We start from the raw sequence: 11,819 nt of genomic DNA, 5'->3' as shown, positions 1-11,819 counted from the left end.
GCTTAAGTCCTATAGTGAAGCTAGAAAAGATAGCTTGCGAGAGGGAGTGCTTGAGCATGAGCGTAGCTGTTGCGGATTCGAAGAAGATCGGGAATATTCCAGGAGGTGCGGCGGAACCGTCCAAGCGTGCGGCGGAGCACGACCTGATGATGCCTTTCGTTCGCCAAACGCCGATCGTCGCCACATCGCATACCTGCGAAGAAGTCATCGGACAATTCGCGGCAGCGCCGGATCATGAATGCATCGTCGTGTGCACGGCGGATAATCAGCCGCTTGGACTCGTGATGAAGAACCGGTTGACGATCATTCAGACCCATCGCTTCGGCAGGGAAATCTATTACGGACGTTCCATCGCCAGGCTGATGGATAAACAGCCGCTCGTCGTCGATCACAACGTTTCGCCGCAGGAATTGCTGGATCTATCGCTCGGCCGGGAAGAGAAGACGCTCTACGATTGCGTCATCGTAACGGAAGAAGGACGGTTCATCGGGGTGATCACGATGTCCGATCTGCTTAAGATGTCCCGATTGCTGCAGCAGCAAACCGTTCAGGCGCAAGTTGCGATGATTCAAGGCGCGCAGGGCATGATCCGCGACATCGACCGCTCGGTGCACGAAGTGCATGAAGCGTCCGTGAAGGGTGAAACGATGTCGCAGACGATGCTGGATCTGACGCTCAAGGGCAAGAACGAATTGGACAAAGTGTCCGCGGCCATCCACGGCATGTCGCAGCGCGCGAACATCCAAGAGCATCAGATCGGGGAACTGCAGGAGCGTGCCGGCTCGATCGGAAGCGTGTCGAAACTGATTCGCGAGCTCGCCGACCAATGCAATCTGCTCGCCGTCAACGCGACGATCGAGGCGGCGCGCGCGGGCGATCACGGCAGAGGCTTCGCGGTCGTCGCCAACGAAGTCAGGATGCTGGCCACGCAGACCAAATCGTCCGCGGACGACATCAACCGGCTGATCGGTTCCATCTTGGACGCCGTGAAGGAAACGGTGCATCAGGTCGGGCTTGGCCGCACCGAAGCCGATGCAAGCCAAACCTATGTCCAGGAAGCCGCCGACGTGTTCCAGTCGCTGTTCCATGCGGCCGCGAACAACAGCAGCAGTGCGGCGGATATCGGCCGGCTGTCGAACCAAGCCTACGATCAAGCGCAGCAGGTAACGGACAGCATTCAAGCGCTGATGGACGACATGCAGGGCAAAGCTTAAATTTTAATGCGGCGTTTACAAAACGAACATATGAGGTTTACATTTCGGGGCTACGATTAGGGTTGTAGCTCAGAAGAAATGCGGACGTCCGCCGTCTTGCCGGCGGCTTGGCGCTTTCTTCCCTCAAACGGACGTACGAACGTCCACCACCGATACGGAGGAGAACGGTATGCAAACCATCGCTTCGCAAACACTCATCGACATTCATAAATTGAATTTGTATTACGGTACTTTTCACGCGCTTAAGAACGTCACGATGGACATTCCGCAGAAAGCGATCACGGCGTTCATCGGCCCGTCCGGCTGCGGCAAGTCGACATTGCTGCGCACGCTCAACCGCATGAACGACATGATTCCGAACACGCGCATCGAAGGCAAGATCACGATCGGCGGAGCGGATATCTACTCCAAGGAAGTCGACGTGGAGACGCTGCGGAAGAAAGTCGGCATGGTGTTCCAACAGCCGAACCCGTTCCCGAAATCCATCTACGACAACGTCGCGTACGGTCCGCGCCTGCACGGCATCCGCAGCAAGCAGAAATTGGACGAAATCGTCGAGACGAGCCTTCGTTCCGCCGTTCTGTGGGATGAAGTGAAAGATTATCTGAAACGTTCCGCGCTCAGCCTCTCCGGCGGCCAGCAGCAGCGTTTGTGCATCGCCCGTGCGATTGCCGTGAACCCGGACGTGCTGCTGATGGACGAAGCAACGTCCGCGCTCGATCCGATCTCGACCTTGAAGATCGAAGAACTGGCGCAAGAGCTCAAAGACAAGTACACGATCGTCATGGTTACCCATAACATGCACCAAGCGGCGCGCGTATCCAACCAAACCGTTTTCTTCCTGAACGGCGAGGTAGTCGAATTCTCCGACACGGAAAAGCTGTTTTCGAACCCGCGCGACCAGCGCACGGAAGATTACATCAGCGGCCGTTTCGGCTAATATCGGTTATCCTTAATGAGAAGGGAAGAACAACAGAAGCCATGATGACGAAACGGAAAGAATTCGATCACGGTCTCGAAGAATTGAACGAGCTGATCGTGGAGATGGGAAGCCGCGTCGAGGCGGCTATCTCACAGGCGATGATCGCGCTTGAGACGATCGATGCGACGGAAGCGAGACGCATCGTGCAAGAAGACAAGGAGCTTAACAAGATCGAGGAGAGGATCTCCGAGATCGGCTCGACGCTGATCGCGACGCAGCAGCCGGTAGCGAAGGATTTGCGCCGCATCCTCGTCGCCTTCAAAATCGCCAGCGACCTGGAACGGATGGGCGATCTGGCCGTTGACGTCGCCAAGGTCGTCATTCGCTTGGAAGGACAGACGCTGATCAAGCCGCTGATCGACCTCCCGCGCATGTCGCAAATCGTGCAGATGATGACGCGCGAATCGATCCAATCGTTCGTCGAAGAGAACGTGAACATGGCTTACAAAATGGCCAAGGACGACGATCTCGTCGACGCGCTGTTTTCGCAAATCACCCGCGAGCTGTTCTCGCTGATGATGGAGAATCCGAAAACGATCTCCCAAGCGAATCTGCTCAGCTTCGTCGGCCGTTATATCGAGCGTTTCGCCGATCACGCGACCAACATCGGCGAATCCGTCGTGTATCTCGTCACCGGGGTAAGACCCGATCTGAATTCGTAACATAAAGAGCCGTTTACCGAAGCCGCGCAGCGCTTCCGTAAACGGCTCTTGTCGTTTTCTTGTCGTCTTTTAGTAAAAGCAGCTGCCCCAAGCAGCTGTAAAAACCAACTTCGGCGGCATAAAACAAGCCGCCTCTCAACAAGCCAGCCGTAGGTGCCGGCTTGTAAAAAAAGGCGGCAAATACGCGCCGCCCCCAAGCAAGCCAGCCAAAGGCGCCGGCTTGCGACTGGTCTCCAAAGGTAAAGCGTGTCCCGCCAGGTACGAAAGCGAGGACAAGCACGCACGGACACCAAGCGCGTCTCTGAAGCGGACCACGTTCCCATGGTCCCGCCAGGGACACCCGGCAGCACGCGAGCGCAGACGTAGAGTGTGTCCCGCCAGGGACGAAAACGAAGCCCAGCACAGTCGTAACTCGGGTGCGCTTCTCTGTAACGCCGACGTTATGCCATCCGGGTGTCCAGAGGGCCGGGGCCCTCGGGGTCCCCCTGGCGAGGGGGATTTAGGGGGTCGCCACCCGACTCAACAGTGAAACGACGCGCTCCATGAGCGATTGGTTCCAATAATCGCTCCGCCAAGCGGCGGTCAGCTTGACGGAGACCGGATAGCCGGGCATCGGAACATAGTGCACCCGCTCGCTCGCGCGGGCGGCGGCGGCGGCGGGAAGCACCGCAAGCATACCGTTTGCCGCTGCGGCGTCGAGAGCCATATCGACCCGATCGGTAGACCAATCGGAGGCGAGCGTTACTTTCTCGTGCTGCTCCCATCCGCGAAGCGCTTCCTGAAGCGCTTTGTCGGCCAGCTCGACAAAGCGGTGATTGGCGAGCTTGTAAGGCGGCAATACCGCGTTACCCGCGAGCGGATGCTTTTCGCCCATGAAGAGCAGCAACGGTTCTTCGACCAGCTCTTTGTACTGAAAGTGGGGGACGACGGCTCCTTTGGCAGCGAAGCTTCCGCTGATCAGCAGATCGATGGCACCGGCATGAAGCTGCTCCAGCAGCCCGTCATGGTGACCGGTGATCAGCTGGATGCGCATTTTGGCAGCATCCGCCGTCTCCGCATGCCAATCCTGTCCGAACAGCAGGGAGGAAGCGGCATCGGTGCTGCCGATGAAGAATCCGTTCTTGCCATGTTCGCGATACGATTGGAACCGCGTTTCCGCTTCTTTATAGAGCTTATTGATTTCGGCGGCGTAGCGAAGGAGCATGCGGCCGGGTTCCGTCAACAGCACCTTGCCGGTTTTGATTTCGAAGAGCGGGACGCCCCATTCTTCTTCAAGCTTCTTCATGTGGAAGCTGATCGTGGGCTGCTTGACCCCGATTTCCTCGGCGACGGCGGTCACTTTTTTCAGCTCGTCCAGCAGCACGAGGATTTGCAATCTTAATATACTCATGATTTATTAACTCCTCAACGGATGGTATATACAATAAGTTTATTATAACCGCATATTTTATTCAATTTTTCTATGAAGATTTAGCATTCCGTTAACACTAAGAAAATCTCAAATTAATAAGAGAACCGTACAATATGACTTGTAAACAAATAAACCGCGGAAATAGCGGAAGGAGAAAAAGGATTAAAATGAAAAAAGCATTATTCATTGTTGTGGCATTGATGTTGACGATCGGTCTTGCTGCTTGCGGCTCTAACAATGGGGGGAACGGCAACACTACAAATAACGGCACGGCAAACACGGGCAACGCCACGAACGCTGACGGCACGAACGCAGGCGGAAATAACGCTGGCGGCGACGCGGCACTGAGCGGTTCGATCCTGGCTTCCGGCTCCACGGCACTTCAACCGTTGGTTGACCAAGTTTCCAAGAAATTCATGGAAGATTCCAAATACAGCGGCATTACGGTTCAAGTGCAAGGCGGCGGCAGCGGCACCGGCTTGACGCAAGTCGAAGCTGGGCAAGCTAACATCGGCAACTCCGATATCTTCGCGGAAGAAAAATTCGTCGATGCAGACGCTGACAAAGCAAAAGAATTGGTTGACCATCAAGTCGCGGTCGTAGCTATGGCTGCAGTCGTTAACAAAAGCGTAACGGTCGACAACCTGACGAAAGCGCAATTGGTTGACATCTTCACGGGCAAAGTCACGAACTGGAAAGAAGTAGGCGGCCAAGACGAAAAGATTACGATCATCAACCGTCCAAGCAGCTCCGGTACGCGCAAAACGTTTGAAAAATACGCACTTGGCACGGCTTCGCAAGATATCGCAGGCTCCATTCAAGAAGATGCTTCCGGTACGGTTAAAAAATACGTAACGGATACGCCTGGAGCAATCGGTTACCTGGCCCTTTCTTACCTGGACGACACGGTTAAAACAGTGAAATACGAAGGCGTCGAGCCGAAAGAAGAAAACATCGTTGCCGGCACGTATCCGATCTGGGCTTACGAGCACATGTACACGAAAGGCGAGCCTGATGCCGTAACGAAAGCATTCCTGGACTACATGGTAAGCGACGAAGTACAAAACGCGGACGTTGTCGAACTGGGCTACATTCCAGTCGGCAAAATGCAAGTAAAACGCGATGCTGCGGGCAACATCACGAAGTAATCGCTAATCATAGACCCTAAGTCTAAAACGAAATATCGAGTCAGTCATAAGAGGTGGAGCTCTCCGCCTCTTATTGGCTGTCAACGAACATGTTGGAACGAGGAGAGATGAGACGAATGGAGCAGCCCGCTGTGAACGATCAGTCCCGCGTAAAACCGAAATCAGAACGAACCATGGCTAAACCTCATGTAATGGAAGAATGGGTCGGCAAGATATTCACGACATTATGCATCGTCGTGCTTGTCGTCACGATCGCTGCGATCGTCTACTTCGTAGCTTCCCGAGGTTTGGCTACGTTTATTACGAACGGCGTCAGCCTCAGCGGGCTGCTCAGCGGACTCAAATGGGATCCGGACGGCGAAATTCCGCTTTATGGCGCGCTGCCGTTTATTTTCGGCTCATTCAGCACATCGTTGCTTGCAGCCGTTATTGCCGCTCCGCTCGGCTGCTGCGCCGCGGTATTCATGACGCAAATCATGCCTGGACTCGGCAAACGCGTGCTTCAGCCGGTCATCGAGCTGTTGGCCGGGATTCCGTCCGTCGTATTCGGTTTCGTTGGCCTCAGCATCGTCGTACCGTTCCTGCGTTCCGTTTTCCCCGGCCAGGGGATCGGGCTCGCGGCCGGCGCGATCGTGCTGTCCTTTATGATTTTGCCGACGATCACGACGATCGCCACCGATGCGCTTTCCAATCTGCCGCGGGGATTGAAGGAAGGCTCGTTCGCGCTCGGCGCGACCCGGTGGCAAACCATTTACCGCCTCGTCATTCCGACGACGCTGCCGGCGCTGCTAACGGGCGTCGTGCTCGGCATGTCCCGCGCGTTCGGGGAAGCGCTGGCCGTCCAGATGGTCATCGGCAACGCGCCGCATATTCCGCACTCCCTGTTCGAATCGGCTTCGACGCTGACAAGCGTGATCACGCTCGACATGGGCAATACGGTCATGGGCTCCGCGCATAACAACGCGCTCTGGTCGCTTGCTTTGATCCTGCTTGCCATGACGTTCGTCTTCGTCTTCGTCGTCAGGTTTCTGGAAAGGAGAAATAACCGATGAGCGCCAAAACCGCAGATCGTATCGCAACAGCCGTCATCATTGCCGTATCCGGCATTATCGTCCTACTGCTCGCGGGGCTGCTCGGTTATATTCTCTTCCGGGGCTTGCCGCATATCAGCTTTCATTTTTTGACTTCGGGTCCGCAAACGATCAAAGCGGGCGGCGGCATCGGGCCGCAATTGTTCAATTCCTTGTTCTTGCTGGTATTGACCTTGATCATCACGATTCCGCTCGGCCTCGGCGCCGGGATTTACATGAGCGAATACGCGAAGCCGGGCAAGCTGACGGACTCGATTCGTCTCATCGTCGAAGTCTTGTCGTCGTTTCCATCCATCGTCGTCGGTTTGTTCGGCTTGCTCGTGATCGTAAACGTGTTCGGACTCGGCTTCTCGCTGTTCTCCGGCGCGCTGGCTTTGACGGTCTTCAATTTGCCGCTTATGGTACGGATTACGGAACAAGCAATGAAGGGCGTGCCGCGGGAACAGAAGGAAGCGAGTCTGGCGCTCGGCCTCTCGCGCTGGAAAACGATCACGTCCGTCATGCTTCCGATCGCCATGCCGGCGATCGTGACAGGTACGATTCTTGCCGCGGGCCGCGTTTTCGGCGAAGCGGCGGCGCTGCTCTTCACGGCGGGCATGAGCTCGCCAAGACTCGATTTCACCAACTGGAATCCGCTCAGCCCGTTCTCGCCGCTTAACCCGTTCCGACCGGCCGAGACGCTGGCGGTTCATATTTGGAAGATCAACAGCGAAGGCTTGGCGCCCGACGCCACGCAGATCGCCGCAGGAGCTTCGGCCGTTCTCATCATCATGGTGCTGATCTTCAACTTCGGCGCGAGATGGTTCGGCAGATACTTACACCGCAAATTTACGGCGACCAAATAAGGGGAGAGTGAGCAAGCATGCAAGCAACGGGAATGTCAGCCAACAACCTCAGCGTCTTTTACGGGGAGAAGGAAGCCATCAAGAGCGTATCGCTTGAATTCGCGCCCCGCGAGGTCACCGCGCTTATCGGGCCATCGGGTTGCGGCAAGTCGACGTTCCTGCGCAGCCTGAACCGGATGAACGATACAATTGGCGGCGTGCGAACGAAAGGAGAAATATGGATCGACGGCGAAAACATTAATGACCCCGGTGTCGATGTCGTTTTGCTTCGGCAGAAAATCGGCATGGTGTGGCAACGTCCGAATCCGTTCCATAAATCGATCTACGAAAATATCGCTTTCGGTCCGCGTTATCACGGCATCCGCAAGAAAAAGCAGCTGGATGTCATTGTCGAGGAATGCCTGCGCAAATCCGCCCTCTGGGAAGAAACGAAAGATCGCCTGCATTCGTCGGCCCTGGCTTTGTCCGGCGGCCAACAGCAGCGGCTATGCATTGCCCGCTCGATCGCGGTTCAACCGAAAGTGATACTTATGGACGAACCGGCTTCAGCGCTCGACCCCGTATCGACGGCGAAGGTCGAGGAGCTGATCGCGGATCTGAAGAAGGATTTCAGCATCATCATCGTGACCCATAACATGCATCAGGCAGCGCGCGTATCGGACAAAACCGCATTTTTCTATATGGGGAAAGTCGTCGAGTATGATAAAACCGATAAGATTTTTACGAATCCTTCCGAGAAGGCAACGGACGATTACATCTCCGGCCGCTTCGGTTAAGGCACACTAATTGGGGGCGCTGCGCGTGATTAGACGGAAAGAGCTTGACGATGGCCTGGAGCAATTGAAAGGCATGCTGATCGAAATGGGGACGCGGGTGGAGAAGGTGCTGGGCGACGCCATGCGCGCGCTCGAGAAATTGGATACGCTCGCGGCAAGACGGATCATCGCCGATGATATCAAGCTGAATCAGATCGAAGAAAACGTCGATCTGCTCGGCGCGCGGATGATCGCCACGCAGCAGCCGGTCGCGAAGGATCTGCGGCGCATCCTCGTCGCGTTCAAGATGGCCAGCGATCTCGAGCGCATGGGCGATCTGGCCGTCGACATCGCCAAGGTTGTCGTGCGCCTGGACGGTCAAACGCTCGTGAAGCCGTTGGTCGATCTGCCCCAGATGGCCGAAATTTCGCAGCAGATGATTCGGGAATCGATCCAATCCTACGTGCAGGAGAACGTCAATTTGGCCTGCAAGATGGCAAAGGACGACGACCAGGTCGATGCCTTGTTCAGTCAGGTGGTCCGCGATCTCTACAGCCTCATGATGGATAATCCGAGGACGATCACGCAGGCCGGTCTCATCAGCTTCGTCGGCAGGTATATCGAACGGATTGCCGACCATGCGACGAACATCGGCGAAAGCGTCGTCTATCTCGTAACCGGCAAGCGCCCCGATTTAAACGCGTAGTTCTCGAAGATCCAGACGGCTGGAAAGCGCTGGATCTTTTTTTTGCGTGCAGAATGATAAGTTTTTATTTACTTTATTTGTCTGTTTACGCGCGTGCCAAACGCCGTTTCCATGATTTATGAAATTTTTTACATATAATTAACAAAAGAACAATGCTCTCTTCACAAAATTCCCCTACAATAGCCCTATAAGATAGTCAATACGACTTATGCCTAAGAGGGATGATCCCCGTGGATGAAATCGGTTATGGACTTTTAGACCGTACGATGATACATCGGCTGACGGAGCAATGGCATTACGGAGGGGTCGGCGTCATCGTCGTGCATTTGCACGGCAATGCGTCCGCTTCCGTGCACGAGACGCTGACGGGTTGGATGAACGACCAGCGGCGACTCATCTGGCGGTACAGGATGGAGAACGATTTCTTCTATTTTCTTCAGCGCGGAAAGTCGGAGGAACAATTGGACAGGCTGATCCACCGGGCCGTTGACGGGCTGCAAGACCGGCTGAAACGCGCCTATGCCCGAGAGGTTAAGCCGGAAACCGGCGGCAAGGAAGCGAAGGTTGCCGATTTTGCGATCGGTCATGCTTTAGCGTATCCGTCGAGCATCGGCCGGTCCGCGGAGGCGACGATTTATTATGCCGTCAAGGAGGCGCTGTCCGCCGTCATGCGCTTGCGGATCCTGCAGGAAGATGCGGCGGCTGTGTTCGAGCAGTCCGCGGCGGATGAGGCGGATTACTTCAGCGGCCCGTCGTTCAAGGACATGCAGGAGCCGCGGGCGCAAGGGATGCCGGACAGGCGTTTAAGCCAGCCGTCTCCCCGCGTGCAGCACGGCGTGCCGACCTTTCCGATCGGCGAGCTTGCGAAGTCGATCCCGACGTTCCATCCGAACTCGCTCGTCTCCGACCTTGCGCGGATGTTCGAATCGAACCAGCAGGTGCAGGGAGCCGTCATCGCCAGCGAAGGACGCCCGCTCGGTCTCGTCATGAAGGAAAACATGAACCAGCTGCTCGCCGGACAATTCGGTCTTCCGCTCTACTGGAACCGCTCCATCGCCAAAATCATGGACGAAGAGGCGCTGGTGGTGGATGCGAACTGGCCGGTGGAGCAAGTGGCCCAAATGGCGATGGCCCGCGATATTTCGCGCCTGTATCACGTCGTCATCATTACGCGGGACGACCAGCTGATCGGCGCGGCTTCGGTCCGTTCCATATTGGAATGCATGACCCAGCTGCGGACGGAAGAAGCCCTTACCGCCAACCCGTTGACCGGATTGCCGGGCAACGCGGCTATCCAGCGGGAGCTGCAGCGCAGGATCGACGCCAATCGGCCGTTCGCCATCGTTTACGCGGATCTGGATTATTTTAAATGGTTCAACGATTGCTACGGATTCAGCCAAGGCGACGAACTCATCCGGTTTTTGGCGGCGGTTCTGCAGCATGTGACGGGATTGGCCGGCGGCAAGGACGATTTTATCGGACACATCGGCGGAGACGATTTCATTCTCTTATCGGAAGCGGCGGATGCGGAGAAGCTTTGCCGGCTGATGATCGCGCGGTTCAACGCCGGGGCCGAGGCGTACTACGGCGGCTCCGAAGTTCCCGTCGTGACGGACCGCGGCGGCAATCCGGTCGCGCAGCAAGGCGTCACCTTGTCCTTGTCGCTGCTGTTGTGGGACGGCGTGGAGCAGGTCACCACCGCCGTCATCTCGCAGGCGGCGGCGCGTTTGAAGAAGCAAGCCAAATCGATCAGCGGCAGCGCCTACGTGTCGGGCAGCGTATATGAGAAGCATCTAGGAGAGGGAAAACGTGAACGTTAGAAAAGACAGCGGCGGGATGGGCATCATCTACTTTGCCTGGCATGGCAAAGCGCAGGAGAGAGCGGAAATCAAAGGCCTGCTGAAAGCGAATTGGCGACGTTTCGCGGAGAAGGTATTGGACGAGAGCATAGCGGTCGGTTTAAACAGGGTATCCCGCATGTGGATGCGGGACGATCTGTTCGTTTGTTTCGCGCTCCCGCAAGAACGCAAAGACATGCAGGAGGAGCGGTTGCTCGAGATCGGCAACGACCTCCAGCTGGATTGGGAGCCCCGGTTCATGGACGCCGCATTCGGCGGGCGCGTCCCGGAGCTTAGCCTGCATGCAGGCGTGTCGTTCCTCGACGGGGCCATCGCCTCCGAGGAGGAACGGCTCTATGACGGCATCAAGCGGGCGATCGTTCACGGCCAATCGACCGGCGCGGCGGAACGGAGTCTGAAACGAAGGGCGCTCGAGCAAATATTGGAGGAGCGCCTCATCAAGCCGGTGTACCAGCCGATCCTGGCGCTGCAGCAAGACGGAGACACGCTTTACGGATATGAAGCGTTATCCCGGTTGCCCGGCAGCCGCTGGTTCGACGGGCCGCTCGGGATGTTTCAATTCGCGGATCAAGAAGGATTGACCTACGCGCTCGACCGGCTGGCGCGCGAGAAAGCGATCGAGGGCTGCACGGGACTATCGCACGGACGCAAGCTGTTCATCAACATCACGGCCAAAATCATGAACGACCCGTCGTTCTCGCCCGGCCAGACGCTGCTGCTGCTGCAGCGGTACGGCTTGTCGCCGCATCATGTGGTGTTCGAGATCACGGAACGGACTTCGATCGAGGATTTCGACGCGGCGAAGCGGATTCTGCAGCATTACCGCAACCAGGGTTATCAGATCGCCATCGACGACGCCGGCGCGGGTTATTCCTCGCTGCAGTCGATCGTCGAACTGAAGCCCGACTTCATCAAGATCGATCGTTCCCTAATCAGCGGCGTTCATCTGGACAAGATGAAGGCGCATCTCGTGCAAACGTTCTCGGACTTGGCGGCGAAGATGGATGTCAAGCTCATCGCCGAAGGCATCGAGGAGCACGAGGAGCTGCGCTATATCCGGGACTTGGGCGTTCAATATGCGCAGGGTTTTCTGCTGGGCCGGCCGGAGCCGTTCGGCGAGTAGCATTTCGGAGGGAGGGCGGACAC

The 11,819-nt window shown here is 56.5% G+C and carries 11 protein-coding genes; 10 read left to right on the top strand and 1 reads right to left on the bottom strand.

Annotation, left to right across the window (positions count from 1 at the left end; all coding sequences use genetic code 11):
* The first annotated feature begins 56 nt into the window (after window positions 1-56).
* From AC50YL_RS23055 to phoU (AC50YL_RS23045), 3 genes are all read left to right on the top strand, one after another.
* The gene (locus tag AC50YL_RS23055; RefSeq protein ID WP_494834993.1) at window positions 57-1,214 is read left to right on the top strand and encodes a methyl-accepting chemotaxis protein; all 1,158 of its coding nucleotides are present in this window, start codon (window positions 57-59) and stop codon (window positions 1,212-1,214) included.
* 169 nt (window positions 1,215-1,383) lie between these two features.
* Window positions 1,384-2,154 (top strand): phosphate ABC transporter ATP-binding protein PstB, encoded by a 771-nt coding sequence (pstB, locus tag AC50YL_RS23050; protein ID WP_161746002.1) that lies wholly within the window; start codon window positions 1,384-1,386, stop codon window positions 2,152-2,154.
* A 44-nt stretch (window positions 2,155-2,198) separates the two neighbouring features.
* The gene (phoU, locus tag AC50YL_RS23045) at window positions 2,199-2,858 is read left to right on the top strand and encodes a phosphate signaling complex protein PhoU (RefSeq protein ID WP_494835294.1); all 660 of its coding nucleotides are present in this window, start codon (window positions 2,199-2,201) and stop codon (window positions 2,856-2,858) included.
* A gap of 499 nt (window positions 2,859-3,357) precedes the next feature.
* Here the strand turns inward: phoU (AC50YL_RS23045) and AC50YL_RS23040 are convergent, their stop codons facing one another.
* Window positions 3,358-4,248 carry a LysR family transcriptional regulator gene (locus tag AC50YL_RS23040; protein WP_494834992.1) on the bottom strand — a complete coding sequence of 297 codons (891 nt, stop codon included), beginning with the start codon at window positions 4,246-4,248 and terminating at the stop codon, window positions 3,358-3,360.
* Window positions 4,249-4,436: 188 nt separating this feature from the next.
* On the opposite strand from AC50YL_RS23040, the gene AC50YL_RS23035 reads away from it, so the two are divergent.
* The 7 genes from AC50YL_RS23035 (at window position 4,437) to AC50YL_RS23005 (ending at window position 11,796) form a co-directional block, all read left to right on the top strand.
* Entirely contained in the window at window positions 4,437-5,417 is a 981-nt protein-coding gene (locus tag AC50YL_RS23035) for a phosphate ABC transporter substrate-binding protein PstS family protein (RefSeq protein ID WP_494834991.1), read from the top strand.
* 116 nt (window positions 5,418-5,533) lie between these two features.
* Window positions 5,534-6,469: a phosphate ABC transporter permease subunit PstC gene (gene pstC / locus AC50YL_RS23030; protein WP_494834990.1), complete on the top strand. Its 936-nt coding sequence runs from the start codon at window positions 5,534-5,536 to the stop codon at window positions 6,467-6,469.
* Window positions 6,466-7,353 carry a phosphate ABC transporter permease PstA gene (gene pstA, locus AC50YL_RS23025; protein WP_494834989.1) on the top strand — a complete coding sequence of 296 codons (888 nt, stop codon included), beginning with the start codon at window positions 6,466-6,468 and terminating at the stop codon, window positions 7,351-7,353. Before pstC ends, pstA begins: the two co-directional genes overlap by 4 nt.
* Window positions 7,354-7,370: 17 nt before the next feature.
* On the top strand, window positions 7,371-8,129 hold the full coding sequence (gene pstB, locus AC50YL_RS23020; protein ID WP_494834988.1) for a phosphate ABC transporter ATP-binding protein PstB: 759 nt from the start codon (window positions 7,371-7,373) through the stop codon (window positions 8,127-8,129).
* Window positions 8,130-8,154: 25 nt separating this feature from the next.
* Window positions 8,155-8,814 carry a phosphate signaling complex protein PhoU gene (gene phoU, locus AC50YL_RS23015; RefSeq protein ID WP_494834987.1) on the top strand — a complete coding sequence of 220 codons (660 nt, stop codon included), beginning with the start codon at window positions 8,155-8,157 and terminating at the stop codon, window positions 8,812-8,814.
* A 230-nt stretch (window positions 8,815-9,044) separates the two neighbouring features.
* The gene (locus AC50YL_RS23010) at window positions 9,045-10,634 is read left to right on the top strand and encodes a GGDEF domain-containing protein (RefSeq protein ID WP_494834986.1); all 1,590 of its coding nucleotides are present in this window, start codon (window positions 9,045-9,047) and stop codon (window positions 10,632-10,634) included.
* Window positions 10,624-11,796, top strand: a complete 1,173-nt coding sequence (locus tag AC50YL_RS23005; protein WP_494834985.1) for an EAL domain-containing protein — start codon at window positions 10,624-10,626, stop codon at window positions 11,794-11,796. Before AC50YL_RS23010 ends, AC50YL_RS23005 begins: the two co-directional genes overlap by 11 nt.
* Window positions 11,797-11,819: the final 23 nt, after the last annotated feature.

It is taken from the genome of Paenibacillus sp. J22P277 (assembly GCF_059383675.1).
Note: the sequence above shows the minus strand (reverse complement) of the source record. Positions and strands in the feature narration are given on the sequence as shown.

Bases quoted from the DNA above. Each gene is read 5' to 3' on its own strand.
- AC50YL_RS23055 (WP_494834993.1), top strand. From the start codon at position 57: ATGAGCGTAGCTGTTGCGGATTCGAAGAAGATCGGGAATATTCCAGGA.
- pstB (WP_161746002.1), top strand. From the start codon at position 1,384: ATGCAAACCATCGCTTCGCAAACACTCATCGACATTCATAAATTGAAT.
- phoU (WP_494835294.1), top strand. From the start codon at position 2,199: ATGACGAAACGGAAAGAATTCGATCACGGTCTCGAAGAATTGAACGAG.
- AC50YL_RS23040 (WP_494834992.1), bottom strand. From the start codon at position 4,248: ATGAGTATATTAAGATTGCAAATCCTCGTGCTGCTGGACGAGCTGAAA.
- AC50YL_RS23035 (WP_494834991.1), top strand. From the start codon at position 4,437: ATGAAAAAAGCATTATTCATTGTTGTGGCATTGATGTTGACGATCGGT.
- pstC (WP_494834990.1), top strand. From the start codon at position 5,534: ATGGAGCAGCCCGCTGTGAACGATCAGTCCCGCGTAAAACCGAAATCA.
- pstA (WP_494834989.1), top strand. From the start codon at position 6,466: ATGAGCGCCAAAACCGCAGATCGTATCGCAACAGCCGTCATCATTGCC.
- pstB (WP_494834988.1), top strand. From the start codon at position 7,371: ATGCAAGCAACGGGAATGTCAGCCAACAACCTCAGCGTCTTTTACGGG.